The organism is Pseudomonas sp. WHRI 8519 (assembly GCF_040224055.2).
GTDB classification, from domain to species: domain Bacteria; phylum Pseudomonadota; class Gammaproteobacteria; order Pseudomonadales; family Pseudomonadaceae; genus Aquipseudomonas; species Aquipseudomonas putida_X.
Map to the genome: position 1 here is coordinate 1,378,198 of NZ_CP167996.1, position 25,666 is coordinate 1,403,863.

General features: G+C 63.1%; 26 protein-coding genes. 14 read left to right on the plus strand and 12 right to left on the minus strand.

Going from position 1 to position 25,666, the window contains the following annotated elements:
• Positions 1–102: 102 nt before the first annotated feature.
• Positions 103–702 (minus strand): Yip1 family protein, encoded by a 600-nt coding sequence (locus ABRP30_RS06245; protein ID WP_241802740.1) that lies wholly within the window; start codon positions 700–702, stop codon positions 103–105.
• Positions 703–964: 262 nt separating this feature from the next.
• Here ABRP30_RS06245 and ttcA point away from each other — a divergent pair, with 262 nt between their 5' ends.
• Both ttcA and ABRP30_RS06255 read left to right on the plus strand, forming a co-directional pair.
• Positions 965–1,789, plus strand: coding sequence for a tRNA 2-thiocytidine(32) synthetase TtcA (gene ttcA, locus ABRP30_RS06250; RefSeq protein WP_241802741.1), 825 nt, complete (start codon positions 965–967; stop codon positions 1,787–1,789).
• Between the two features lie 3 nt (positions 1,790–1,792).
• Positions 1,793–2,464: a DNA-3-methyladenine glycosylase I gene (locus ABRP30_RS06255; protein ID WP_349976579.1), complete on the plus strand. Its 672-nt coding sequence runs from the start codon at positions 1,793–1,795 to the stop codon at positions 2,462–2,464.
• 33 nt (positions 2,465–2,497) lie between these two features.
• On the opposite strand, the gene ABRP30_RS06260 is transcribed toward ABRP30_RS06255, so the two are convergent.
• From ABRP30_RS06260 to arsC, 3 genes are read right to left on the minus strand one after another with little or no spacing between them, the layout of a single operon-like run.
• Positions 2,498–2,911 (minus strand): DUF2069 domain-containing protein, encoded by a 414-nt coding sequence (locus ABRP30_RS06260; protein ID WP_267821694.1) that lies wholly within the window; start codon positions 2,909–2,911, stop codon positions 2,498–2,500.
• Positions 2,904–3,509 (minus strand): NAD(P)H:quinone oxidoreductase, encoded by a 606-nt coding sequence (gene wrbA / locus ABRP30_RS06265; protein WP_012313121.1) that lies wholly within the window; start codon positions 3,507–3,509, stop codon positions 2,904–2,906. Before wrbA ends, ABRP30_RS06260 begins: the two co-directional genes overlap by 8 nt.
• Complete coding sequence (gene arsC, locus ABRP30_RS06270; RefSeq protein WP_349976578.1) at positions 3,506–3,859, minus strand: arsenate reductase (glutaredoxin); 354 nt, start codon at positions 3,857–3,859, stop codon at positions 3,506–3,508. The genes wrbA and arsC overlap by 4 nt, the downstream gene beginning before the upstream one ends.
• Positions 3,860–3,944: 85 nt before the next feature.
• Here arsC and ABRP30_RS06275 point away from each other — a divergent pair, with 85 nt between their 5' ends.
• A complete protein-coding gene (locus ABRP30_RS06275; protein ID WP_241802745.1) occupies positions 3,945–4,409 on the plus strand; it encodes a TlpA disulfide reductase family protein in 465 nt (154 codons plus the stop codon).
• 201 nt (positions 4,410–4,610) lie between these two features.
• On the opposite strand, the gene ABRP30_RS06280 is transcribed toward ABRP30_RS06275, so the two are convergent.
• The 4 genes from ABRP30_RS06280 to ABRP30_RS06295 form a co-directional block, all read right to left on the minus strand.
• Positions 4,611–5,015, minus strand: a complete 405-nt coding sequence (locus ABRP30_RS06280) for an META domain-containing protein (RefSeq protein ID WP_241802746.1) — start codon at positions 5,013–5,015, stop codon at positions 4,611–4,613.
• Complete coding sequence (locus ABRP30_RS06285; protein ID WP_267821700.1) at positions 5,012–5,449, minus strand: hypothetical protein; 438 nt, start codon at positions 5,447–5,449, stop codon at positions 5,012–5,014. Before ABRP30_RS06285 ends, ABRP30_RS06280 begins: the two co-directional genes overlap by 4 nt.
• 31 nt (positions 5,450–5,480) lie before the next feature.
• Positions 5,481–6,470 (minus strand): 2-hydroxyacid dehydrogenase, encoded by a 990-nt coding sequence (locus ABRP30_RS06290; protein ID WP_349976577.1) that lies wholly within the window; start codon positions 6,468–6,470, stop codon positions 5,481–5,483.
• A 215-nt stretch (positions 6,471–6,685) separates the two neighbouring features.
• Positions 6,686–9,445 carry a response regulator gene (locus ABRP30_RS06295; protein ID WP_241802749.1) on the minus strand — a complete coding sequence of 920 codons (2,760 nt, stop codon included), beginning with the start codon at positions 9,443–9,445 and terminating at the stop codon, positions 6,686–6,688.
• 194 nt (positions 9,446–9,639) lie between these two features.
• Here ABRP30_RS06295 and ABRP30_RS06300 point away from each other — a divergent pair, with 194 nt between their 5' ends.
• The 7 genes from ABRP30_RS06300 to ABRP30_RS06330 all read left to right on the plus strand — a co-directional run bounded on the left by ABRP30_RS06300 (position 9,640) and on the right by ABRP30_RS06330 (position 17,924).
• Entirely contained in the window at positions 9,640–10,356 is a 717-nt protein-coding gene (locus tag ABRP30_RS06300; protein ID WP_267821706.1) for a response regulator transcription factor, read from the plus strand.
• Positions 10,357–10,359: 3 nt separating this feature from the next.
• Positions 10,360–11,751, plus strand: a complete 1,392-nt coding sequence (locus ABRP30_RS06305) for a sensor histidine kinase (protein WP_267821708.1) — start codon at positions 10,360–10,362, stop codon at positions 11,749–11,751.
• Positions 11,752–11,868: 117 nt separating this feature from the next.
• Positions 11,869–12,768, plus strand: coding sequence for a cysteine synthase CysM (gene cysM / locus ABRP30_RS06310; protein ID WP_241802752.1), 900 nt, complete (start codon positions 11,869–11,871; stop codon positions 12,766–12,768).
• On the plus strand, positions 12,769–14,127 hold the full coding sequence (gene rlmD, locus ABRP30_RS06315) for a 23S rRNA (uracil(1939)-C(5))-methyltransferase RlmD (RefSeq protein ID WP_267821710.1): 1,359 nt from the start codon (positions 12,769–12,771) through the stop codon (positions 14,125–14,127). It begins immediately after the preceding gene.
• Between the two features lie 95 nt (positions 14,128–14,222).
• Complete coding sequence (gene relA / locus ABRP30_RS06320) at positions 14,223–16,463, plus strand: GTP diphosphokinase (RefSeq protein WP_267821712.1); 2,241 nt, start codon at positions 14,223–14,225, stop codon at positions 16,461–16,463.
• 61 nt (positions 16,464–16,524) lie between these two features.
• Complete coding sequence (mazG, locus tag ABRP30_RS06325; RefSeq protein ID WP_349976576.1) at positions 16,525–17,358, plus strand: nucleoside triphosphate pyrophosphohydrolase; 834 nt, start codon at positions 16,525–16,527, stop codon at positions 17,356–17,358.
• Positions 17,359–17,384: 26 nt separating this feature from the next.
• Positions 17,385–17,924, plus strand: a complete 540-nt coding sequence (locus tag ABRP30_RS06330) for a DUF2058 domain-containing protein (RefSeq protein ID WP_241802756.1) — start codon at positions 17,385–17,387, stop codon at positions 17,922–17,924.
• A 275-nt stretch (positions 17,925–18,199) separates the two neighbouring features.
• Here the strand turns inward: ABRP30_RS06330 and ABRP30_RS06335 are convergent, their stop codons facing one another.
• From ABRP30_RS06335 to purM, 4 genes are all read right to left on the minus strand, one after another.
• On the minus strand, positions 18,200–18,382 hold the full coding sequence (locus ABRP30_RS06335; protein WP_241802757.1) for a hypothetical protein: 183 nt from the start codon (positions 18,380–18,382) through the stop codon (positions 18,200–18,202).
• Between the two features lie 165 nt (positions 18,383–18,547).
• Positions 18,548–19,258 (minus strand): DUF3108 domain-containing protein, encoded by a 711-nt coding sequence (locus tag ABRP30_RS06340; protein ID WP_349976575.1) that lies wholly within the window; start codon positions 19,256–19,258, stop codon positions 18,548–18,550.
• Positions 19,259–19,266: 8 nt separating this feature from the next.
• Complete coding sequence (gene purN / locus ABRP30_RS06345; RefSeq protein WP_349976574.1) at positions 19,267–19,920, minus strand: phosphoribosylglycinamide formyltransferase; 654 nt, start codon at positions 19,918–19,920, stop codon at positions 19,267–19,269.
• The gene (purM, locus tag ABRP30_RS06350; protein ID WP_349976573.1) at positions 19,920–20,978 is read right to left on the minus strand and encodes a phosphoribosylformylglycinamidine cyclo-ligase; all 1,059 of its coding nucleotides are present in this window, start codon (positions 20,976–20,978) and stop codon (positions 19,920–19,922) included. Before purM ends, purN begins: the two co-directional genes overlap by 1 nt.
• A 317-nt stretch (positions 20,979–21,295) precedes the next feature.
• Here purM and ABRP30_RS06355 point away from each other — a divergent pair, with 317 nt between their 5' ends.
• The 4 genes from ABRP30_RS06355 (at position 21,296) to ABRP30_RS06370 (ending at position 25,617) form a co-directional block, all read left to right on the plus strand.
• Positions 21,296–22,363, plus strand: coding sequence for a DUF2066 domain-containing protein (locus ABRP30_RS06355; RefSeq protein ID WP_349976572.1), 1,068 nt, complete (start codon positions 21,296–21,298; stop codon positions 22,361–22,363).
• 12 nt (positions 22,364–22,375) lie between these two features.
• The gene (locus ABRP30_RS06360) at positions 22,376–23,449 is read left to right on the plus strand and encodes an AI-2E family transporter (RefSeq protein ID WP_241802762.1); all 1,074 of its coding nucleotides are present in this window, start codon (positions 22,376–22,378) and stop codon (positions 23,447–23,449) included.
• A 689-nt stretch (positions 23,450–24,138) separates the two neighbouring features.
• Positions 24,139–24,846, plus strand: a complete 708-nt coding sequence (gene hda, locus ABRP30_RS06365; RefSeq protein WP_039601502.1) for a DnaA regulatory inactivator Hda — start codon at positions 24,139–24,141, stop codon at positions 24,844–24,846.
• A 126-nt stretch (positions 24,847–24,972) separates the two neighbouring features.
• Complete coding sequence (locus tag ABRP30_RS06370; RefSeq protein WP_267821727.1) at positions 24,973–25,617, plus strand: C40 family peptidase; 645 nt, start codon at positions 24,973–24,975, stop codon at positions 25,615–25,617.
• The last annotated feature ends 49 nt before the right edge of the window (positions 25,618–25,666 follow it).

Genomic DNA, 25,666 nt, shown 5'->3' on the forward strand with positions numbered 1-25,666 from the left:
GCAGTGGCAGCCTGCCGAGCCACCGGTCAGCAGACAGCCGGAAGTCGCCTTGCGGCGGCTTCCGGTTTGATGCCCCAGTGTTGGATCTAAGTGTTTTCGAAGCTAGTTGGTATAGACGGGCCCCACGCCCAGTCCCCAGATGATCACGGTCGCAGCCATGATCGCTACCAGTACCACCAGGCCCACTGCCAGCACCGAGCTGGAGAACAGGAAGCCTTCATCGGTCGGTATGTTCATGAAGGTCGGCAAGCCGACGTACAGCAGGTAGACGGTGTAACAAATGGCCGCGGTACCCACCAGCATGCCCAGCCACAGGTGCGGGTAAAGCGCTGCCAGGCCGCCGAGGAACAGCGGTGTGGCGGTGTAGGTGGCAAAGGCGATGCATTGCGCCATGGACGGGCTGGCGTCATAGGTACGTGCCATCCAGTGGATGAACGCGCCCATGACCGCAACCCCGGCGAGCATCGCCAGGTAGGACATGATGCTCATCCATAGAGCGCTTTCCATCGTCAGCATCACCGCTGGCCGGTCGCCGATCACCCAGCCGACCTGGGTAGTGCCGATGAATGCCGAAACGGCGGGTATCGCCGCCAGTATCAGCGTGTGCGTCAGGTACATGTGGCTGATGCTTTCTTCTTCCCCGCGTATCTCCCGCCACTCCTGATCGGGGTGGGTAAACAGCCCCACAACGTGATGAATCATGCCGGTCACTCCTCTCGTTGTTGCCAATCGCCCCCCAGATGGAGCGCAAGCGGCCCGAGGCCAGGGCACCGATGGAAGCGGTAATGTGGCCTTATGTCGCAGTATAGGAAGCCGTTACCCGCACAAACTGCGCTTTTTAGAGCAAATCGCGCTGTAAGGCCGCCTGCTGATTCCCTTGAAGTCTTTATCGGAATCCCTACAGGTGCGCGTGGTTTGTGCGTAAAATAGCCGGCTTTTGTCACACCTCGCGGATCCAAGCGCTATGGGCACCCTCTCGGTCAACCAGAACAAACTGCAAAAACGCCTGCGTCGTCTCGCCGGCGAAGCCATCACCGACTACAACATGATCGAGGATGGCGACAAGGTCATGGTCTGCCTGTCCGGCGGCAAGGACAGCTACACCATGCTCGACGTTCTGTTGCACCTGCAGAAGGTGGCACCGATCACGTTCCAGATCGTCGCGGTGAACATGGACCAGAAGCAGCCGGGCTTCCCCGAGCATGTGCTGCCGGCCTACCTGAAAGCGCTGGGCGTCGAGTACCACATCGTCGAGAAGGACACCTACTCGGTCGTCAAGGAACTGGTGCCGGAGGGCAAGACCACTTGCTCGCTGTGCTCGCGCTTGCGCCGTGGCACCCTGTACACCTTCGCTGACGAAATCGGCGCAACCAAGATGGCGCTTGGGCACCATCGCGACGACATCGTCGAGACCTTCTTCCTCAACATGTTCTTCAACGGTTCGCTCAAGGGCATGCCGCCCAAGCTGCGTGCCGACGACGGCCGTAACGTGGTGATCCGCCCGCTGGCGTACTGCAGCGAGAAGGACATCCAGGCCTACTCGGACATGAAGGAATTCCCGATCATCCCGTGCAACCTGTGCGGTTCGCAGGAGAACCTGCAGCGCCAGGTGGTCAAGGACATGCTGGTGGAGTGGGAGCGCAAACACCCGGGCCGTACCGAGAGCATCTTCCGCGCCCTGCAGAACGTCGCCCCGTCGCAGTTGGCCGACCGCAACCTGTTCGACTTCACCAGCCTCAAGATCGACGAAAGCGCCACCCCGCGTTTCCTCGATGTACTGAACATCTGAGCCATGCGCGATTACCAGTGGTTGCATGAGTACTGCCTGAACCGCTTCGGCTCGGCCCAGGCCCTGGAGGCCTTCCTGCCGCAGCCGCGCACCCCGGCGCAGCTGCGCGACATCAGCAACGACCGCTACCTGTCGACCTTGGCCTTGCGCGTGTTCCGCGCAGGGCTCAAGCACAGCCTGGTCGATGCAAAATGGCCGGCATTCGAGCAGGTGTTCTTCGGTTTCGACCCGGAGAAGGTCGTACTGATGGGCGCGGAGCACCTGGAGCGGTTGATGCAGGACGAGCGCATCATCCGCCACCTGGGTAAGCTCAAGAGCGTGCCGCGCAATGCACAGATGATCCTTGATGTGGCCAGGGAGAAGGGCAGCTTTGGTGCGTTCATCGCCGATTGGCCGGTGACCGATATCGTCGGGTTGTGGAAGTATCTGGCCAAGCATGGCAATCAGTTGGGCGGGTTGTCAGCGCCACGGTTTTTGCGCATGGTCGGCAAGGATACGTTCATCCCCACCGATGACATGGCCGCTGCGCTGATTGCCCAGAAGGTGATCGACAAGCAGCCGACCAGCCAGCGCGACCTGGCGCTGGTGCAGCAGGCGTTCAACCAGTGGCATGCCGAGAGCGGGCGGCCGCTGTGCCAGTTGTCGGTGATGCTGGCCCATACCGTCAACCATTGAAAAAACCGGGGCTGCAACAGCAGCCCTGCGGATTCAACGGCCTTCACCTGCCATGCGCCGTTCATGCTGGAATTTCCAGCGCACGAACAGCAACCCGCTGATGAACAGCCCCAGGCTCAGCAGCACCTCGACCCAGCCGAACACTGCCCGCGACGGGTCGAACGCCGCCAGCACCCCTTTGATGAAATAGATATTCACCACAAAGCAGGTCCAGGCATGCGCCCGGGCGCTGCCCAGCAGCATGCCGGGCAGCAGCAACAGCAGCGGCACAAGCTCGATCGCCAGGATCACTTCTACCCGCGCCCCGTGCAGGTTGGCGAACCACAGGTTGTTCGCCACCAGCAATGCGATCAGGCCAAAAAAGAATGCCAGGCTCAAGGCGCGGGTGAGGCGCAGGCGCGGTGCCAGCCACTCCAGTGGTGGCAACACCTTTGGCTTCTTAGCCACGCGAGGCCTCCAGGGCCTTGGCCGTGGTTGCCAGGCGTTGGCCCAGCGCGCGGCACAGGGTGATCTCGTGTTGATCCAGCTCACGTTTGCCGTCTGCGCCGGCATGGTGGCTGGCGCCGTAAGGCGTGCCGCCGCCGCGGGTTTCGAGCAGCGCCGATTCGCTGTAGGGCAGGCCCATCACCAGCATGCCGTGGTGCATCAGCGGCAGCATCATCGACAGCAGGGTGGTTTCCTGCCCGCCGTGCAGGCTGGCGGTGGAGGTGAACACGCCGGCCGGCTTGCCGACCAGTTCACCCCCCAGCCACAAGCTGCTGGTGCCATCGAGGAAGTATTTGAGTGGTGCGGCCATGTTGCCGAAGCGGGTCGGGCTGCCCAGCACCAGGCCAGCGCAATGGCGCAAGTCGTCCAACGTGGCGTACAGCGCGCCGCTGGCCGGAATGTCTGGCGCCACGGCCTCGCACTCGGTGGAAATCGCCGGCACCGTGCGCAGGCGCGCTTCCATGCCGGCCAGTTCGATACCGCGGGCGATATGCCGGGCCATTTCGCTGGTCGAGCCATGTCGGCTGTAGTACAGCACCAGGATGTAGGGCGCGCTCACGGCAGGATCTCCAGCACGTTCTCTGGTGGTCGGCCGATCACCGCCTTGTCACCGGCCACCAGGATCGGGCGTTCGATGAGCTTAGGGTGCTGGGCCATGGCGTCGATCAGTTGTGCATCGCTCAAGGCGGGGTTGGCCAGCGCCAATGCCTTGTATTCGTCTTCACCGGTGCGCAGCAGTTGGCGTGGGCCGATGCCCAGTTTGCCGAGCAGAGCCTTGAGGGTGGCGGCGTCGGGCGGGGTTTCGAGGTAACGAACGATGGTCGGCGCCAGCCCGCGTTGTTCGAGCAGTTCCAGTGCGCCGCGGGATTTTGAGCAGCGCGGGTTATGATAGAGCGTCAAGTCAGTCATGTCGGGTCGCATCCAGCTGGGTGTGGCGGCTATTCTAACCGCAGGAACTGACCTATTCGCTTGAAACTTCGAGAAGGATTGACCCATGGCAAGGCGTTTGGCAGCAGTATTGGCCATCACCGCTGGCCTTTTGCTCAGTGGCTGCGGTGCCGACTACGGTGTGGACCAGCATGGCAACACGGTGAAGGCCGAACAGATCGACGGGCACTGGCTGGTGCTCAATTATTGGGCTGAATGGTGCGGCCCGTGCCGTACGGAGGTGCCTGAGCTGAACACTGCGGCCAAGCAGTGGGCGGCCGATGGCATCAAGGTGGTGGGGGTGAACTTCGATGGCCTGCAGGGGCAGGAGTTGAAGCAGGCGGCCGATACCTTGGGCATCGGCTTTACCGTGCTGGCCCAGGACCCGGCCGAGCGTTATGACCTGCCACGCAGCGAAGCGTTGCCGGTGACCTACATCATCGATGACCAGGGCAAGGTCCGCGAGCAACTGCTGGGTGAGCAGACCCTGGAAGGGCTCCAGGCCAAGATCAAAGCGCTCAAGGGGGCCTGAGAGCGGCAAGCTTCAAGCTTCAAGCCGCAAGAAAAAGCGGGCCGTGCATAGATCCGCCTTTGCTTGCAGCTTGTAGCTTGCAGCTCAAAGCACTCAACGGGGCCTCAAAGCGGCAAGCCTCAAGCTGCAAGAAAAAGCAGGCCGTGCGCCGATCCGCCTTTGCTTGCAGCTTGCAGCTTGCAGCTTAAAGCTTCCAAGAGCTTAGCCCTCTTCGGGCCAGAACCGCAGGGGCTTGCCTTCGGCCGGCCAGAAGCGCAACTGCTCGACAGGGGACACATCCCAGCGCTGCACCGTCTCCAGCGCCTGCAGGAAGCGCTTTTCCTGCTCCATCAACGCTGGCGCGCAAAGCTTGCGGGTCTTGCCGACCTTGCCGAAGCTCAGGTGCTCGCCGTCCAGCGTGTACGGGGCGAACCAATGGTTGCAGCCCGCATTGCCATAGGCCCGGCCGTCACTGGCCAGCGTCAGTGTCAGGTGGCTGTAGTCGATCAGCGGCCGTTCACCGATCCACTCCAGCACATAGCTGCGCTCCAGTTGCAGCTTCGACGGTTCGGTTGCGCAGCCGAGCAGGCCGGTGGCAATCAGGGCGCCGGTCAGCAGATTCTTCACTCGGTGCTCTCCTGGCAACGCGGGCACACGTGCTTGTCGCCACGACTGGCCCAGCCCAGCTCGGCGATACGCGCCGTAGCGGCCGGCTGGCGGGCCTTCTTGCCCAGCTTGGCGTCCACGGCGAACTCGAAGTCCAACACGGCATCGCAGCTGTCACACTCAGCCTGCCAATTGAGGATTTCCAGCTCGTGGAACAGCGGGCCGCTGGCCACGGCCACCCACTGGCCACGCGGGTTGATCAGGTGGCGCACGCTCTCGACCGTCAGGCGCATGGACAAGTCCTTGCTGCCCTTGAGGGTGACCAACAGGGTGTCGCCCTTGTGCATCGAACCACCGTTGCCGGTCACCTGGTAGCGGCCCGGTACCAGGGCGCGGCACTCGATCAAGGTGTGTTGCGGGTTGAAAAGGGTGTAGCGGAAATCGTGCTCGACCATGGGTCCTCCAGAAATGCCGCGTATCCTAGCATCAACCTGTGACCAGATTCTGCGCATTACCCGCCGCCCAGCGGTTGATGTTTTCCAGCGTGGTCGCGGCAATGGCATCCAGCGCCTCGCGGGTCAGGAACGCCTGGTGCGCGGTGACGATCACATTGGGGAACGTCAGCAGCCGCGCCAGCACATCATCCTGCAGCGGCAGGTCAGAACGGTCCTCGAAAAACAGCTGGGCTTCTTCTTCATACACATCCAGCCCCAGGTACCCGAGCTGGCCGCTTTTCAAGGCCTCGATCAGGGCCGGGGTGTCGACCAACGCACCACGGCCGGTGTTGATCAGCATGGCGCCGGGCTGCAGTTGGGCCAGGCTTTGCGGGTTGATCAGGTGCCGGGTGTGTTCTGTGAGCGGGCAGTGCAGGCTGATGATCCGCGCCTCGCGCAGCAGTTCTGGCAGCTCGACGTAGCGCGCCCCAAGCGCCAGCAGTTGGGGGTTGGGGAAGGGGTCATAAGCCAGCAGCTGGCAACCGAAGCCTGCCATGATCTGGGCGAAGGCGGCGCCGATCTGGCCGGTACCGACCACGCCGACGGTCTTGCCGTGCAGGTCGAAGCCGGTCAGGCCATGCAGGGTGAAGTCACCCTCGCGGGTGCGGTTGTAGGCCCGGTGCAGGCGTCGGTTGAGGGCCAGGATAAGCGCCACGGCATGCTCGGCCACGGCGTGCGGTGAGTACGCGGGTACGCGCACCACCGCAAGGCCGAGCCTTTGGGCGGCAGCCAGGTCGACATGGTTGTAGCCGGCCGAGCGCAGGGCGATCAGGCGCGTACCGCCAGCCGCCAGGCGTTGCAATACCTGGGCGTCGAGCTCATCGTTGATGAATGCGCACACCACCTCGAAGCCCTGAGCCAGGGCGGCTGTGTCGAGGGTCAGGCGGGCGGGCTGGAAATGCAGCTCCAAAGCGCTATCGCAAGCGGCCTGGGTGAAGCTTTCCTGGTCGTAGTGCTGGCTGCTGAACAAAAGAGCGCGCATGGTCGGGCTTCCTTGATCGTGGTTGGGGGATTGTAGCCACCTGCGCCGACAAGGAAGTTGATCTGCGCCGCCCCCATCGCCGGCAAGCCGGCTCCCACCGCAACCGCGCACTGCTTCAGGCCTGCGCTTTACCTGTGGAAGCCGCCGTCTTGCCCCATTCATAAAAGCCGGCGCAAATCCCTGTGGCCGGCTTGCCGGCGATGAGGCCTTGAAGGTCAGGCGTTCTGGCGGGCCTGCTCCGCCAGCCGGACAATTGCGCCATCCAGCTCGTCGAGCGCCTGCTGCGCTTGCGGATGCTCCTGTTTCAGCAAGGTCTCGCTGCGCTGGCAGGCGGCACGCAACTGCGGCACGCCGCAATAGCGCGAGGCACCGTTGAGCCGATGCACCTGCTCGATCAGCACACCATGATCGTCCGCCTCCCGTGCAGCACGAATGGCTTCACGGTCCGACGCCAGCGACGCCAGCAACATGGTCAGCATGTCTGCCGCCAGATCCGGCTTGCCTGCCGCGAGGCGCAAGCCTTCGTCAGGGTCGAGCACCGGTAGATCCTGGCCCTCGGCCTGCTGTTCCTCCAGGCGCTCCAATGGCCCGACACCCAGGCTCAGGCCGGTCCATTTCATCACCACCTGGGCCAGCTGGCGCTCGCTGATCGGTTTGGTCAGGTAGTCGTCCATGCCGCTGTGCAGCAGTGCCCGTTTCTCGTTGGCCATGGCGTGGGCAGTGAGGGCGACGATCGGCAGCGGGCTGCCGCTCTGGGTGTTTTCCCACAAGCGGATCTGCTCGGTGCAGGCACGGCCATCCATGCCTGGCATCTGCACGTCCATCAGCACCAGGTCGAAGTGTTCGCTCTGTACCGCCTGGACCGCAGCATGGCCGTTGTCGAGCGCCAGCACATCGGCGCCGAGGTCTTCCAGCAGGGTTTGTACCAACAGCAGGTTGGCCGCATTGTCGTCGACACAGAGGATTTTAGGCTGGCGCTGGCCGCGCGTTGGCGCGGCCAGTTCGCCCCGCGTACGGCGCGGTTGCAGCAGCTCCAGCAGCAGGCGGCGCAGCTTGCGCGTGCAGGTCGGCTTGGACAGCAGTTGGCCGTGGCCATTAGGCAGGTGAGGGTGGTACAGCGCTTGCTCGGTGGTCGGGCAAAGTACCACGCAATGGCAGTGGTAGCGTTCCAGTTGCTGGTGGTATTGGCCCAGCTGTTCGGGCGTGAGATTGCCCAGGTTGGCACCCAGCACCGCAAACTCGAAGGGCATGCCGGCCTGGAAGCCCGCCTGAACCCCCTGCAGCAGGTGTTCATACGAGGCGAACAGGCTTACGCTCAAGCCGCAATCCTGCAACTGGTGCTCCAGGGCCTGGCGTGCCAGGTCATGCCCGTCGACGATCGCCGCGCGACGCCCCAGCAGCGGCTGCGACGCCTGCGTCTCGCTGTCGTCGTGGGCCTTGGGCAGGCTCAGGCTGATCCAGAATTGCGAACCCTCCCCTGGGGTGCTGTCGACCCCGATCTCGCCGCCCATCTGCTCGATCAGGCGCTTGGAAATCACCAGCCCAAGGCCGGTGCCGCCCGGCTGGCGGGCCAGGGAATTGTCGGCCTGGCTGAACGCCTGAAACAACGTGCGCACATCCTGCGGTGACAGGCCGATACCGGTGTCCTGCACGCTGATGCGCAGTTGCGCGCTGTCTTGTTGCTCGTCCTCGAGCATTGCCCGCACGACGATGGTGCCCTCGCGGGTGAACTTGATGGCATTGCTCACCAAGTTGGTGAGGATCTGCTTGAGCCGCAGCGGGTCGCCAACCAGCGATGAGGGTGTGTCGCGGTAGATCAGGCTGAGCAACTCCAGCTGCTTGGCGTGGGCGGCGGGCGCCAGGATGGTGAGGGTGTCCTGGACCAGGTCGCGCAGGTTGAAAGGGATGCTGTCGAGCACCAGCTTGCCGGCCTCGATCTTGGAAAAGTCGAGGATCTCGTTGATGATCCCCAACAGGTTGTCGGCCGATTTCTCGATGGTGTTCAGGTAGTCCAGCTGGCGCGGGGTCAGCTCGCTTTTCTGCAACAGGTGGGTGAAGCCGAGAATACCGTTGAGCGGCGTGCGGATTTCGTGACTCATGTTGGCCAGGAATTCCGATTTGATCCGGCTCGCCTCCAGGGCCTCCTTGCGCGCCATGTCCAGCTCGATGTTCTGGATTTCGATGGTTTCCAGGTTCTGGCGCACATCCTCGGTGGCCTGATCGATGCTGTGCTGCAGTTCTTCATGGGCGCTGTGCAGGGTTTCTGCCATGCGGTTGATGCCCCTGGCCAGTTCGTCCAGCTCGTGGCTGCCCATGGCGGGCAGACGTTCTTCCAGGTGGCCGTCTTTGAGCTGGTTGACGGCATGCTTGATGCGCGCGATCGGGTCATTGATGGTGCGGCTCATGCGCATTGCCAGCAGGCCGCTGAGCACCAGGCACGCGAGTATCAGCAGCATGCTGGTGAACAGGTTGCGGTAGCCGCGCAGCAGCGTACCGTCGTGCGACAGTTCGATCTCGACCCAACCCAGCAGGCGCTCGGCTTCGGCCGGGACGGCTTCGGTGGCCAGGTCGCGGTGGTGGCCGAACACCGGCATCAGGTAGCGGGTGGCATCGTTGCCGCTGCGCTCCAACAGTTGAGTACCCGTGCCGCCGCTGGGCGCCTGGTTGATCATGCTGGGGCCAGCGTGGGCCAGACGGGTGCGGTCCGGGGCGAGGAAGGCCACTGCACGCACATCGGCCTGCTCCAGCGTTTGCGCAGCGATCCGCTCCAGTTGCGCAGGCGCCTGCCGGGCCATGGCGGGCGCGGCCAACGGTGCCAGTTGTTCGGCAATCATCTTGCCGCGTTGCAGCAGTTGGGTGCGCAACTGGTCTTGCTGCAGCCACGTGAAATAGCTGCCCAGCACCAGAGCCATCAAGCTGGCAGGCAGCAGTGCCAGCAGCAGTACCCGGCTTCTGATTCCCAAACGATCGAGCACACTCGCCTCCTGTGATGTGCCTGGATGCCGTTACTGGCGTAACGGAGCAAAGCGGAAAGTTACTCCGCCTGCCTGCCTAATGCACCCTTTATGTGGCTGTTTTCACCCAGCAGTCGGGCGTTGAGCGCAGGGCGGTTGCCTATGGCGGACGCATGCTCAATAATCGCGTAATTGAGAATATGTGGCAGTTGCCAATGAATCCCGTAACTATTAATACTTCCAGCATCCTCGCCATCGAGGATGACCCGGTGCTGGGTGCCTACCTGCACGAAGAACTGCAGCGCGGCGGCTTTGCGGTGACCTGGTGCCGCAACGGCCTGGAAGGCCTGGAAACCGCCGGTCGTCAGGACTTCGACGTGGTCCTGATGGATATTCTGCTGCCCGGGCTCAACGGTCTTGATGCCCTGGCCCAGCTGCGTCGACGCAGCGCCACGCCGGTTATCCTGATGTCGGCGTTAGGTGCCGAGGCCGACCGCATCAATGGCTTCCAGCGCGGTGCCGACGATTACCTGCCCAAGCCTTTCAGCATGGTCGAGCTGCAGGTGCGCATCGAGGCCATCCTGCGCCGCGTCGCGCTGGAGCGTCGTCATCAGCCGCCATCGGGTATTGCCTGCGGCGAGCTGTGGTTCGACGAGACGGTTTGCGATGTCAGCTTCGGTGGCCGGCAGGCAGGCCTCACCCCTAGCGAGTATCGCCTGTTCGATCTCCTCAACCGCAACGTCGACGAGGTGCTGAGCAAGCCTTTTCTCTACCAGCAGGTGCTGCAACGGGGCTATTCGCGGCATGACCGTAGCCTGGACATGCACGTCAGCCAGATCCGCCGCAAGCTCAAAGGCATCGGCTACCTGGAGCGGCAGATCCGCACCGTGTGGGGCAAGGGTTACGTGCTCAGTGCCGGTGAAGCGGAGTAGGCCATGCTGGACCGTCACTCGCTGTTCTGGAAGCTGGCCATCCTGCTGGTAGGTTTCTGCCTGCTGATGATCGGTCTGAGTTACACCTGGGGCCGGCATATGGAAACCCAGAATGCCTACCTCGATGAGCCTGCCCGCCAAGTGCTGCGCAGCTATGCCGGGGAGGCCGAGGCGGCCTGGCGCAGTGGTGGCCGCACCGGGCTGGACCAGTGGGTTGCGGCCATGCACCAGCGTGAGCGCGGCTGGATAGGCGTGCTCGATAGCAATCTGCAGCCCCTTGCCAGCACCGCCCTCGGCCCCGAGATCATGCAGCGGCTCACGCGCCTGCGCGGTGTCGACTGGCCCATGAGCCGGCGCAGTACTGACCAGCCCTGGCTGCGCATACCGTTTCCGGGGGCACCGGAGCAGGGCATGCTGGTGATGGTGCTGCCCGAACGTTTCAACCCTGGCCAGTACCGGGTGCTGTGGCGGGTGTTGACCAACGGTGTGATTCCCGGGTTGTTCACCTTGCTGCTGTGTGTCGGCCTGTACCGCATGCTGATCGTGCCGCTCAACCAGTTGCGCGAGCAGGCCAATGCCTGGCGTGCCGACCAGCTGTCGGCGCGGCTGGACGCACGCACCACCGCCCGGCATGACGAACTGGGCGAGCTGGCCCGCGCCTTCGACCAGATGGCCGAACGGCTGCAGGGCACGGTGGCCATGCAACAGCAGTTGCTGCGTGATTTGTCCCATGAAATGCGCACACCGCTGAGCCGGTTGCGGGTGGCCTGCGACGGTGAAACCGACCTTCAGCGCCTGCGCGAGCGCCTGGGGCGCGAGGTGGACTGTATGCAGCAGTTGGTCGAGAACACCTTGCAGCTTGCCTGGCAGGATGCCGAGCGTGCGCCGATGAACCTTGAGCCTATCCAAGTGCAGGCCCTGTGGGACCTGCTGGCAGAGGATGCCAGTTACGAAAGCGGCTGGTCCCCCGAACGCCTGCGCTGCGAACTGCCAGCCGACTGCTGGGTGCAGGGCAACCTGAATCATCTGGCTCAGGCGTTGGAAAACATGCTGCGCAATGCGATCCGCCACTCCCCGGAAAACGGCGTGGTGCAGCTGGCCGGGCAGCGTGAAGGTAGCCATTGGCGCCTGTGGCTGGAAGATCAGGGCGGTGGTGTGGCTACCGAGGATCTGGAGCGCATCTTCGCCCCCTTCACCCGGCTCGATGGCTCGCGCCCCGGCGACGGCGGTTTCGGCCTGGGCCTGAGCATCGCCCGCAGTGCGATCCAGCGTCAGGGCGGCACCCTGTGGGCAGAGAACGGCAAACGCGGTCTAAAGCTCTGCATGCGCCTACCGCTGCACCTCCCCGCGCCATCTCTGCAACCCCCGCCCCCACAAACGCTACCCACAGCTTGAAGCTTGCAGCTTGCCGCTTATAGCTTGTAGCTATACCCACCACAGATTGCGTGATATGGCCGGGAAGTGTTTGCCGGTATGATAGGCGCCCCTGCCGTCCGGATTGTGAAATACACCATGACCTTGCAGTACCCAACCATCGCCGATTGCGTCGGCAATACGCCCCTGGTTCGCCTGCAGCGCATCGCTGGAGAAACCAGCAACACCCTCCTGCTCAAGCTCGAGGGTAACAATCCAGCAGGCTCCGTGAAGGACCGCCCGGCACTGTCGATGATCGCGCGCGCCGAACTGCGCGGCCAGATCAAGCCCGGCGACACCCTGATCGAAGCTACCTCCGGAAATACCGGTATAGCCCTGGCCATGGCGGCAGCGATCAAGGGCTACAAGATGATCCTGATCATGCCCGACAACTCCACCGCGGAGCGCAAGGCAGCGATGACTGCCTACGGTGCCGAGCTGATCCTTGTGACCAAGGAAGAGGGGATGGAAGGTGCCCGCGACCTGGCCGAGAAGCTGCAGGCCGAAGGCCGCGGTCTTGTGCTGGACCAGTTCGCCAACGGCGACAACCCGATTGCTCACTACAACAGCACCGGCCCGGAAATCTGGCAGCAGACCCAGGGCACCATCACGCATTTCGTCAGCTCCATGGGCACCACCGGCACCATCATGGGTTGCTCGCAGTACCTCAAGGAGCAGAATCCGGCCGTGCAGATCGTTGGCCTGCAACCGATGGAAGGCTCGGCCATTCCGGGCATCCGCCGCTGGCCCGAGCAGTACCTGCCGAAAATCTTCGATGCCACCCGCGTTGACCGCGTCATGGACATGTCCCAGCAAGAAGCTGAAGACACCATGCGCCGCCTTGCCCGCGAAGAGGGCATTTTCTGCGGCGTGTCTTCCGGTGGTGCGGTGGCAGCCATGCTGCGCCTGTCCCAGGAAGTGGAAAACGCGGTAATGGTCGCGATCATTTGCGACCGTGGCGACCGTTACCTGTCCACCGGCCTGTTCGACCCGAGCTAAATGTCCAGAAAGAAAAGCAACAGCGGCCTGCGCTTCCAGCCAGCCGGTGGTAACCGCACGCCCCAGGTACCCGTGGGCAAAAAGCAGCGTCTGGACATCGAGCGCCTTGCCGGTGACGGCCGTGGCATCGCCTTCCACGACGGGCGGACCTGGTTCGTCAGCGGCGCCCTGGCCGGTGAGGCGGTCGAGGCGCGGGTGCTCAATGCCCGTGGCAAGGTGGTCGAGGCGCGCCTGGAGCGTGTGCTGCAGGCCAGCGCCGAGCGCCGCCAGGCGCCGTGCCGCCATTACGAGCGTTGTGGTGGCTGCAACTTGCAGCACCTGCCGCATCAGGCGCAGCTGGCGCTCAAGCAGCGAACCCTGGCCGAACAGCTGCAACGGGTGGCCGGGGTGCAACCGCAAGAATGGGCGGCGCCATTGAGCGGGCCGGAATTCGGCTATCGGAGGCGGGCGCGTGTGGCCGTGCGCTGGGATGTCAAAGCGCGTCAGCTGGAAGTAGGGTTCCGTGCCGAGGCCAGTCAGGACATCGTCGCCATCGACGACTGCGCCGTGCTGGTACAGCCTTTGCAGTCCATCGTGCGGCATTTGCCTACGGTGCTGCGTTCGTTGAGCAAGCCCCAGGCCATCGGCCACGTCGAGCTGTTCAGCGGCACGGCCGAAGCGTTGCTGGTACGCCATGTGGCACCGTTGCCGGCCGATGACCTGGCGCGTCTGCAGGCATTCTGCAACGAGGCCAAGGCCCAGCTGTGGCTGCAGGGCGAAGGCGAACCGGTGTCGGTGGAGGCTGGCGCGAAGCTAGGCTTCACCTTGGAGCCGTGGCAGCTGGAACTGGCCTGGCGCCCGGGCGATTTCGTTCAGGTCAACGCCCAGGTCAATACTGCAATGGTCGAGCAGGCCCTGGCCTGGCTCGCTCCGCAGGCCGACGAGCGTGTGCTCGACCTGTTCTGTGGCCTGGGCAATTTCGCCCTGCCGCTGGCCCGCCAGGCACGGGAAGTGGTGGCGGTTGAGGGTGTGCAGGCGATGGTGGACCGGGCTGCGGCCAATGCCCGAAACAACAATGTGCATAACGCACGGTTTTTTCAGGCCGATTTATCCCAGCCTTTGGCGGGCGCCGGATGGGCCGCCGAGGGCTTTTCTGCGGTACTCTTGGATCCACCGCGCGACGGTGCTTTCGAGGTGGTGCAAAGCATCGCACGCCTCAAGGCCACGCGGCTGGTTTATGTATCATGCAACCCGGCCACACTGGCGCGAGACGCCCAGGTGCTGGTCGGCCAGGGGTACCGGTTAAAAAGGGCCGGGATTCTCGACATGTTTCCTCAGACGGCGCATGTCGAGGCCATGGCGTTATTCGAAGCGGGCTAGCAGGCTGGCCCCTTGGTGCGGTTCCCATGGACTGGGAGCCACACGGTGATAGCCAGCGCTCCGAGTGGTGCGCTGTATGGAAAGGTAAAACAAAGATGGTACAGGTGAGAGTGCACCAGCCGGTCAATACGGACGGCAGTATCAATCTCGAAGCATGGCTGGATCATGTGGTGAGCGTCGATTCGGCATTGGATCGCGTGGCACTCGAAGAGGCCTGCGAGTTCGCCCAGGAAATCGAGAAAAAGGGCAACCCTGCCAAGCATTCCTGGGCCGATGGAACCTCCAGTTTCCAGGCTGGCCTGGAAATCGCCGAAATCCTCGCCGACCTCAAGCTCGACCAGGATTCGCTGGTGGCGGCGGTGATCTACCGCTCCGTGCGTGAGGGTAAGGTGACCCTGGCCGAAGTCGGGCAGCGTTTCGGCCCTGTGGTGTCCAAGCTGATCGACGGCGTGCTGCGCATGGCCGCCATCAGTGCCAGCCTCAGCCCGCGCCAGTCGCTGGTGCTGGGCTCGCAGGCGCAGGTCGAGAACCTGCGCAAGATGTTGGTGGCGATGGTCGACGATGTGCGCGTGGCGCTGATCAAGCTGGCCGAGCGCACCTGCGCGATCCGTGCGGTGAAGTCCGCCGATGACGAGAAGCGTCTGCGTGTGGCGCGGGAGGTCTTCGACATCTATGCGCCGCTGGCCCATCGGCTTGGCATCGGCCACATCAAGTGGGAGCTGGAAGACCTGTCCTTCCGCTACCTGGAGCCCGATCAGTACAAGCAGATCGCCAAGCTGTTGCACGAGCGCCGGCTGGACCGTGAGCGCTTCATCAGTGACGTGATGAACCAGCTGCAGAATGAGCTGCTGGCCACCGGCGTCAACGCCGATATCAGTGGGCGGGCGAAACACATCTACTCGATCTGGCGCAAGATGCAGCGCAAAGGCCTGGAATTCAGCCAGATCTACGACGTGCGTGCGGTGCGCGTGCTGGTACCGGAAGTGCGCGACTGCTATACGGCGCTCGGTATCGTCCACACCTTGTGGCGGCACATTCCCAAAGAGTTTGACGACTACATCGCCAACCCCAAGGAGAACGGCTACCGTTCGCTTCACACCGCCGTGATCGGCCCCGAGGGCAAGGTGCTGGAAGTGCAGATCCGTACCCACGGCATGCACGAAGAGGCTGAACTTGGCGTTTGCGCCCACTGGCGTTACAAGGGCACCGACGTCAAGCCCAGCTCCAATCACTACGAAGAGAAGATCTCCTGGCTGCGCCAGGTGCTCGAATGGCATGAGGAACTGGGCGACATCGGTGGCCTGGCCGAGCAGTTGCGGGTCGATATCGAACCGGACCGGGTCTACGTATTCACCCCCGACGGCCATGCCATCGACCTGCCCAAGGGCGCCACGCCGCTCGACTTCGCCTATCGCGTGCACACCGAGATCGGCCACAACTGCCGTGGCGCCAAGATCAACGGGCGTATCGTGCCGCTCAACTACAGCCTGCAGACCGGCGAGCAGGTGGAGATCATCACCAGCAAGCACGGCAACCCGAGCCGGGACTGGCTGAACTCCAACCTGGGGTACGTCACCACTTCACGGGCCCGGGCCAAGATCGTCCACTGGTTCAAGCTGCAGGCCCGCGATCAGAACGTCGCCGCAGGCAAGACCTTGCTCGAGCGCGAGCTCAGCCGCCTGGGCCTGCCGCAGGTAGACTTCGAACGCCTGGCCGAGAAGACCAACGTCAAGACCGCCGAGGACATGTTCGCCTCGCTCGGTGCCGGTGACCTGCGCCTGGCTCACCTGGTCAACGCTGCTCAGCAACTGCTCGAGCCCGAGCGTATCGAGCAGATCGAACTGGTGCCGCGCAAGCCTAGCGGCCCGCGCAATGGCAAGCGTGGCGACATCCAGATCCAGGGCGTCGGCAACCTGCTCACGCAGATGGCCGGCTGCTGCCAGCCGCTGCCGGGCGATGCCATTGTCGGCTACATCACCCAGGGCCGCGGGGTGAGCATTCACCGCCAGGACTGTGCCTCGGTGCTGCAACTGGCAGGGCGTGAGCCGGAGCGGATGATTCAGGTCAGCTGGGGGCCGATACCGGTGCAGACCTACCCGGTCGATATCGTTATCCGTGCCTACGACCGCCCAGGGTTGCTGCGCGATGTGTCGCAGGTGCTGCTCAACGAGAAGATCAACGTGCTGGCAGTCAACACCCGCTCGAACAAGGAAGACAACACCGCGCTGATGTCGCTGACCATCGAGATCCCGGGCCTGGATGCGCTGGGGCGTCTGCTGGGCAGGATTTCGCAGTTGCCGAACATCATCGAGACGCGGCGTAACCGTACCCCTTGAACCTGCGGTGGCTTCTTTGTGGGCTTGCCCGCAACGAAGTCACCGCCGAAGGACCTGCTACATGATCTATTCCCTCGAAGACCTGCTGCACCTCATGGCCCGGCTGCGCGACCCGCAGTACGGTTGCCCGTGGGACCTCAAGCAGAACTACGCCAGCATCGTGGCGCACACCATCGAAGAGGCTTACGAAGTTGCCGACACCATCGAGCGCGGGGATTTCGAGCACCTTCAGGGCGAACTCGGTGATCTGCTGTTCCAGGTGGTCTACTACAGCCAGCTGGCAAGGGAGGAGGGGCGCTTCGAGTTCGACGGTGTGGTCGATGCGATTACCCGCAAGCTGATACGCCGCCACCCCCATGTATTTCCCACCGGCGAGTTGTACGCGCCGCTGGACACGCCGAGCCTGAGCGAGGCACAGGTCAAGTCGCGCTGGGAAGAGATCAAGGCCCAGGAACGTGCCGAGAAAAGCGAGCCTGAACAGCTGTCGCTGCTCGATGACGTGCCGGCGGCATTGCCTGCCCTGTCCCGAGCCGCCAAACTGCAAAAGCGTGCCGCCACTGTCGGTTTCGACTGGCCAGACGCATTGCCGGTGCTGGACAAGGTCCGTGAGGAGCTCGACGAAGTGTTGCAGGCCATGGCCGACGGGGATGCCGAGTCCGTCGAAGATGAAGTCGGCGACCTGCTGTTCGCGGCTGTCAACCTGGCCCGTCACCTCAAGCAAGACCCGGAAAATGCACTGCGTCGTGCCAACCGCAAGTTCGAGCGGCGTTTCCGCTTCATCGAACAGGCATTGCGCGACAGCGGTCGCCCCATCGAATCGTGTAACCTTGACGAACTGGACGCCCTTTGGGGGGAAGCCAAACGTCAGGAAAAGAATCTGCCCAGCTGCGGCTGAGTGGCTGCATAAGTGAGTGAACATCCATGAGTCTTTCCCTTCGCGATCAATTGCTCAAGGCCGGTCTGGTCAACCAGAAGCAGGTCTCCCAGGCCAACAAGGCCCAAAAGAAACAGAAACGCCTGGAGCACAAGGGCCAGGTCGAAGTCGACGACACCCAGCAGCGCCTGGCCAAGGAAGCGATGGCCGAGAAGGCCAAGCGTGACCAGGAACTGAACCGTCAGCAGCAGGAAAAGGCCGAACAGAAGGCCCGTGCCGCGCAGATCAAGCAGTTGATCGAGGCGACCCGCCTGCCCAAGCTCACGACCGAGGACTACTACAACTTCGTCGACGACAAGAAGGTCAAACGTATTGCGGTAAACGCCCTGATGCGTACCAAGCTGAGCAATGGCGCGCTAGCGATCGTGTCGTTTGGTGGGGGGTACGAAGTCATTCCGCGCGAGGCAGCGGTGAAGATCCAGGAGCGCGACCCTCATCGCATCCTGCTGCTCAATACCCATGTCGAGGAAGCGGATGAGGACGATCCGTATGCGGCGTACAAGATCCCTGACGACTTGATGTGGTAAGCATCAAGCACCCCGCCTTAGCGGTAGTGTCAGTCAGTTAGCGTTAGTGGGGCCGCTGCGCGGCCCATCGCTGGCAAGCCAGCGCCCACCGGTACAGCACACACCTCGAGTACTGCGCTGCCCCCAGGAAGTGGGACACCCAGCCAATGTCTTGTGGTACTCCATCCTGTGGGGCAACCGTCTTGCACAACTTCTAAAAGCGGGCGCGATCCCGGTGGGAGCCGGCTTGCCGGCGATGGGCCGCGCAGCGGCCCGAAATCAAAAACCTGTGCGGGTCATTGCGAAGTGCGCTGGTTTTCCTGCACTTCAAGCTCTGCCCGGTATTGATGGGCTTCGTGTTCGTTGTGGAACATCCCGACCAATTCGCCTTGCTGGTGCACATCCCAGATCCGCACGCCAGCGGCCAGGCCTTCGTGGGACATTTTCGATTCGTCGCGTTCAGTTACTTGGACTGTCATCGTTAAACTCCACTGTTCAGTTGGTTGCGACATTCTGTCGCGCACCTCTTTTATAGAGTTTGTTAGCAGCCTAAGTAAATAAAATAGCCATGAAACAAGTTTCATGTTGCCCAGGCAAAAAGAAGCCCCGCACAGGGCGGGGCTACGGATCTTGCGGGCTGCGGCTTAGCTGCCTTTGACCGACTTGCCATCGACCGTACCATCCTGCAGCACGATCACATACTCCTTGCCATCGGTTTCGACCTGGCGCAGTTGGACCAGCAGGTAGTCCCAGTCCTTGGCGAACCACAGCTCGGTGATGCGCTTGCTCTGGCTTGGGTCGCGCACGCGCTCGACCTTCACCGCCTCGACCTGGCCGGTCTTGGTGGTGACTTTCTCTGTGCCGAGCACGCGGAAGTCGTAGGTGTCGATCTCGTCACCATCGACCACCTGGTAGGTCATGCTTTTCTTGCCAGCGGCCACATCATGCTGCAGCGCCAGCTGATAAGAGGACTTGTCCAGCACGCCGCGGTTGAGCGGCAGGCTGACGGCGTCACCCCGGTCGCTGCCGGTGACTTTCTTGCCGGTCCAGTCGAAGGTGAGGTCGACTTTCTTGGCTTTGCCCAGGCCGCCACGCTCGAAGTGATACTTCTGCGGCAGCAGGGTGTCGTTGTCCATGCGCAGGGTGCTTTGCTCGGTCAGGCTGGCGATCATCATGGAAGCCTTGAAATTAAGGTCCCAGGTACCGTTGGCATTCTTGACCAGGCTGCGCTCGGCAGTGCCGCTCATGGGAAGTTGCTTCCAGTCGGCGGTGTAACTGGCCGAGAAGGGTTTCAGATCGGCTGCCTGGAGGGGCAGGGCGAGCACGGCGAGAGCCAAGAGCAGGGCGCGACGCATAAATTCTCCTAGGGTCGGATCAAATGACCACTGGCCGGCAGTGGCTGGCCATCCAGTAATGCACCCTGTTCGCCCAGGCGCAAGCGCCCCTCGGCAAACCAGTGCACTGCCAGCGGGTAGATCTGGTGTTCCTGTTGGTGTACTCGCTGGGCCAGGCTCTCAGCGCTATCGCCTGACGCGACCGGTACCACAGCCTGTACGACCAGAGGGCCGCCATCGAGTTCCTCGGTGACGAAGTGTACGCTGCAGCCGTGCTCGGCGTCGCCTGCCTCTAAGGCCCGTCGGTGAGTATGCAGGCCCTTGTATTTGGGCAGCAGTGACGGATGGATGTTGAGCAGGCGGCCCTGATAGTGGCGAACGAAGCCGCCACTGAGGATACGCATGAAGCCGGCCAGCACCACCAGGTCGGGCGCGAAGCCGTCGATGCGCGCCATCAGCGCTGCATCGAAGGCTTCACGGCCGTCGAAGCCGGTGTGGTCCAGTACGGCGGTGGCGATACCCGCCGCCGCCGCGCGTTGCAGCCCGTAGGCGTCGGCGCGGTTGGAAATCACCGCAGCGATGCGTACCGGGCTGTTTTCACCATGGCTGCTATCGATCAAGGCTTGCAGGTTGCTGCCCGAACCCGACAGCAGTACCACTACATTGCAGGGCTCGCTCGGCATCAGTGTGCCTTGAGGTTCTGCAGCTCGACCTGGGCAGCGCCTTCAGCGGCTTGTTCGATGCGACCGATGACCCAAGGCTGCTCGCCTTCTGCACGCAGTACATTCAGTGCTGCCTCGACCTGCTCCTGGGCCACGCAGATGACCATGCCCACGCCGCAGTTCAGTACACGGTGCATCTCATGCTCGTCGACGTTGCCTTTCTCTTGCAGGAAGTCGAATACCGCAGGGCGCTGCCAGCTGGCCACGTCAACCACGGCCTGGGCGTTTTTCGGCAGAACGCGCGGGATGTTGTCCAGCAGGCCGCCACCGGTGATGTGGGCCATGGCCTTGACGGCGCCGGTCTGCTTGATCAGTTGCAGCAGTGGCTTGACGTAGATGCGGGTCGGTGCCATCAGCAGGTCGGTCAGCGGCTTGCCGTCGAGCTGGGTGTTCTCGATGTCGGTCGCCGACACCTCGAGAATCTTGCGGATCAGCGAGTAACCGTTGGAGTGCGGGCCGGAAGACGGCAGGGCGATCAGCGCGTCGCCGGTAGCGACCTTGGAGCCGTCGATGATCTCGGCCTTTTCCACCACGCCGACGCAGAAACCGGCCAGGTCGTAATCTTCGCCTTCGTACATGCCCGGCATTTCTGCGGTTTCGCCGCCAACCAGGGAGCAGCCGGCCAGCTCACAGCCGGCGCCGATGCCGGTGACCACGGTCGCGGCGACGTCGACGTTGAGCTTGCCGGTGGCGTAGTAGTCGAGGAAGAACAGCGGCTCGGCGCCGCAGACCACCAGGTCATTGACGCACATGGCGACCAGGTCCTGGCCGATGCTGTCGTGCTTGTTCAGGTTCAGCGCCAGGCGCAGCTTGGTGCCGACGCCGTCGGTGCCAGAGACCAGCACCGGCTGCTTGTAGCCGGCCGGGATCTCGCAGAGGGCGCCGAAGCCACCCAGGCCACCCATGACTTCAGGGCGTGCGGTGCGTTTTGCCACGCCCTTGATGCGTTCGACCAGTGCTTCGCCGGCGTCGATGTCTACACCGGCGTCCTTGTAGCTCAGGGAGGGTTGCTTGCTCATTGATCCAGGCCTTTAAGAGGGAGGGATTCGTAAAAACGACCGTGACGGCCAAGGCCGGCTGGGAGCGGCGGCTGCCTGAAACGTCAGTGGTCTGTGAAGGCGCGCGATTTTATCAGGGTTGCGGTGCAGCGGCCATCCTCAGGCCGACGGGCAGGGCAGTAAATTACTGAAAAGGCCTCGCGGCTGGTTGATGCAGCCCCTTCTGTATAAGCTGCAATCAGCGAGCCCCAGTCGCGAGTCAAAGCGCTGGGGTTCTGACTGCTTTTTCTTACAGCTTGAAGCTTGCAGCTTGAAGCTCGACTGGACAGGAATCCTCAATGCGTCTTCTCAATTATCTGTCAGCCGGCTGCCTTGCCTTGGTCAGTATCGCCGCCCAGGCCGAAAGCGTTTCCGGGCTCTATCAGGTGCGCGAACCGCTCGAAGGGCAGGGCGCTGAAGCCCGTACTGCAGCCACCACCAAGGCGCTCGATACGTTGGTGCTGCGCCTGACCGGCGACCCCAAGGCCCCGCAAAACCCGGCGCTGGCCGAGCTGCGCAAAGACCCGCAACAGATCATCAACCAGGTCGGTACCGAGGCCGGCCCGCCTGAGTCGGTGATGGTCGAGTTCGACCCTGGTAGCACCGAGCGGGCCTTGCGCAAGGCCGGGCTGGCGCTGTGGGGCAGCAATCGGCCGTCGATTCTCGGCTGGTGGCTCAATGACAGTGTCGAGGGCAGCAGCCTGGTTGGCGATGGCCAGACCAGCGCCCAGGCGCTGCGCCGTGCCGCCCAGCACCGTGGCCTGCCACTGCGCCTGCCGCTGGCCGACCTGCAGGAGCAACTGGTGGCCAACGCCAAACAGCTCGAAGGCAACGACCCGGCGCCACTGCGCGAAGCTTCCGAGCGTTATGGTGCCGATGCGCTGTTGGCCGTACACGCCCTGGAGGCTGACGGCAAGTGGCAAGGCAAATGGCAGCTGTGGCTGGGCGACAAGCGCGAGCAAGGCAGCGCCGAAGGCGCAGACCAGGCCGCATTGGCCGATGCTGTGATGCTGGCTGTCAGCAACCGCCTGGCCCCTCGTTACGTGACCCGGCCCGGCGCCAGCAGCCAGTTGCAGGTGCAGGTGCAAGGCGTGAACCTGCAGCGTTACGCTGAGCTCAACCGCGTGCTCGAACCTTACGGCCCGCGCCTGCAACTGGCCGACGGCAAGACCTTGACCTACGGCGTCACTGCCAACCCTGAGCAGTTGCGTGCACAGCTTGGGCTGGCCAAGTTGCAGGAGGTCCCCGCTGAGCAGGCGCCTGCCGCCCCGGCTACGCCTGCGCCTGGAGCCGAAGCTACGCCAGGGCAACCGGCAACGGCTGCTGTAGCCCCCAAGCCGTTCGACGGCCTGCGTTTTCGCTGGTAAGGATAAGCGACCATGACTGATATGCGCCGTTGGATCTGGGTGGGTGTCGCCCTGCTGATCGCCCTGCTTCTTTATGGCCTGCACAACATCCTCTCACCCTTTTTGGTGGGGATCCTGCTGGCTTATCTGGCCGATCCGCTGGTCGATCGCCTGGAGCGCATGGGGTTGTCGCGGACCTGGGGAGTGGTGGTGGTCTTCACCCTGTTCACCTTGATCCTGCTGGCACTGCTGCTCATCCTGATCCCGATGCTGGCCAAACAGTTGGTGCGGCTGTATGAACTGACGCCGCAGATGCTCGACTGGTTGCAACATGTGGCGCTGCCCTGGGTGCAGAGCCGCCTGGGCCTGGCCGACGGGTTCTGGAAGTTCGACAAGATCAAGGCCGCGGTCAGTGAACACATGGGCCAGACCACGGACATCGTTGGCATGCTGCTGTCCCAAGCCACTGCCTCGAGCCTGGCGCTGCTGGCCTGGCTGGCCAACTTCGTGCTGATCCCGGTGGTGGGCTTCTATCTGTTGCGCGACTGGGACCTGATGATGGCCAAACTGCGCAGCCTGCTGCCGCGCCAGCGCGAGTCGCAGGTGGTGGGGCTGGCTGCAGAGTGCCATGAGGTGTTGGGGGCCTTCGTGCGGGGCCAGTTGATGGTCATGCTGGCGCTCGGGGTGATCTATTCCGCCGGGCTGATGCTGGTGGGGCTGGAGCTGGGGCTGCTGATCGGCATGCTGGCCGGCCTGGCGGCCATCGTGCCCTACATGGGCTTCATCATTGGCATCGGTGCGGCGCTGGTGGCCGGGTTGTTCCAGTTTGGCGGCGACCTGTACCCGATGCTGGGCATCGTCGCAGTGTTCATGGTCGGCCAGGCGCTGGAAGGCATGGTGCTGACACCGTTGCTGGTGGGGGACCGTATCGGCCTGCATCCGGTGGCGGTGATCTTCGCCATCCTTGCCGGGGGCGAACTGTTCGGCTTTACCGGCGTGCTGCTGGCCTTGCCAGTGGCTGCAGTGATCATGGTGTTGCTGCGCCATGTGCATGATCTGTACAAGGAGTCGGACATGTACGCGGGGGAGGTCGACCCTGATCTGTAAGCTACTGTCTTGCTCTACTTCTAAAAGCTGGCGCCATCCAAGTGGGAGACTGCCGGCGATGGGCCGCAAAGCGGCCCCAGATGCTCGTTGGTGCCGTCGAGGGCGCTCGGGGTAGTACAGCTCCGCTATGGGGGCTGCTACGCAGCCCATCGCCGGCAAGCCGGCTCCCACCACGACCGCACCGTTCTTCAGGCCTGCGCTTTACCTTTGGAAGCAACCGTCTTGCCCAACTTCTAAGGCCGGCTCCCACCGCGACCGTGCAGTTCTTCAGGCCTGCGCTTTACCTGTGGAAGCAACTGTCTTGCCCAATGTCTAAAGGCAGGCGCAATCCATGTGGGAGCCGGGCTTGCCGGCGATGGGCCGCAAAGCGGCCCCCGATGCTCGCTGGTTCCGTCGAGCACGCTCGGGCTATTACAGGTCATCTATGGTGGCTGCTACGCAGCCCATCGCCGGCAAGCCGGCTCCCACCACGACCGTGCCGTTCTTCAGGCCTGGGCTTTACCGGTGGAAGCAACCGCCTTGCCCAATTTCTAAAACCCGGCGCAAACCCTGTAGGCGCCAAACTGTCTTGCAACTCTTTGATTTTGCTTGTGCTACGTGCCTTCGCGATTGTGCCACCCGCGTTGCGGGTATAGACTTTGCACACCGATCACCCTAGGCCCCCTGTGGTCTCCCGACCGCCCGCGAGCATGAAACCACCGATCCAGTTGCCCCTGGGTGTGCGCCTGCGCGATGACGCCACCTTCATCAACTACTATCCGGGCGCCAATGCAGCGGCGTTGGGCTACGTAGAGCGGCTGTGCGAAGCCGACGCCGGCTGGACCGAGAGCCTCATCTACCTGTGGGGCAAGCAGGGTGTCGGCCGTAGCCACCTGTTGCAAGCCGCCACTCACCGCTTCCAGCAGCGGGGCGAAGCCGCTGTGTACCTGCCCCTGGCGCAGTTGCTCGATCGTGGCATCGGGTTGCTCGATTACCTGGCGCAGTACGAACTGGTGTGCATCGACGACTTGCACGTGATTGCCGGCAAGGCAGAGTGGGAAGAGGCGATGTTCCATCTGTTCAATCGCCTGCGCGACAGTGGTCGGCGCCTGCTGCTGGCCGCCTCGGCCTCGCCGCGCGAACTGCCGATCAAACTGCCCGACCTCAAGTCCCGCCTGACCCTGGCGCTGGTATTCCAGATGCGCGGGCTGTCTGATGAAGACAAGCTGCGCGCCCTGCAATTACGCGCTTCGCGCCGTGGCCTGCACCTGACCGATGAAGTCGGCCACTTCATCCTGACCCGTGGTACGCGCAGCATGAGTGCCCTGTTCGACCTGCTCGAGCGGCTCGATCAGGCTTCTTTGCAGGCACAGCGCAAGCTGACCATCCCGTTCCTGAAAGAAACCCTTGGCTGGTAAGCCCTTGAATACGGGGCTTTGAGAGGCAAAACGAAAAAGTCACATCTTTTTCGATAAAATTTGCAAATGGGCCTGATAGAAGGCATAGTTTCCCCCTTCTAAAGGACTACAGACACGGTCGTGCCCATGCTCAAGCGCTTCGCACCCCTCGTGCCCCTCGCACTTGTGACCCTGCTGATTGGCTGCGCGGCCCAAGGCCCTGTTTCCCAGCCCCAGGATCACACCCCGGTCGCCGCTCAGTCGGCGCCCAAGGCCAAAGCTTCGGTATCGTCCGTGTTCGGCGAGCAACCCGAAGTGGCCACTGAAGATGACCTTCAGGCGTTCTCCAGCACCAGCAAGCCTTATCAGTTGCCAGCCTTGGCCGACAGCATCCTCGAACGTGGCATGTCGCTGATCGGTACCCGTTACCGCTTCGGTGGTACCTCGCAGGCGTCCGGTTTCGATTGCAGCGGTTTCATCGGCTACCTGTTCCGCGAAGAGGCCGGCATGACCCTGCCGCGCTCGACCCGCGAAATGATCAACGTCGATGCGCCCAAGGTGGCCCGCAACAAGCTCAAGCCGGGTGACCTGCTGTTCTTCAGCACCAATGGCCGTGGCCGTGTCAGCCATGCCGGCATCTATCTGGGTGACAACCAGTTCATCCACTCCAGCAGCCGCCGCAGCGGTGGTGTGCGCATCGACAACCTCGGTGATCGCTACTGGAGCAAGACCTTCATCGAGGCCAAGCGCGCCCTGGCCATGGCGCCGGCGAGCAATCTCGCACGCAACTGATATCAAAATGATGTACCCTGCCACGGCGACGATGCTTGAAAAGCTAGTC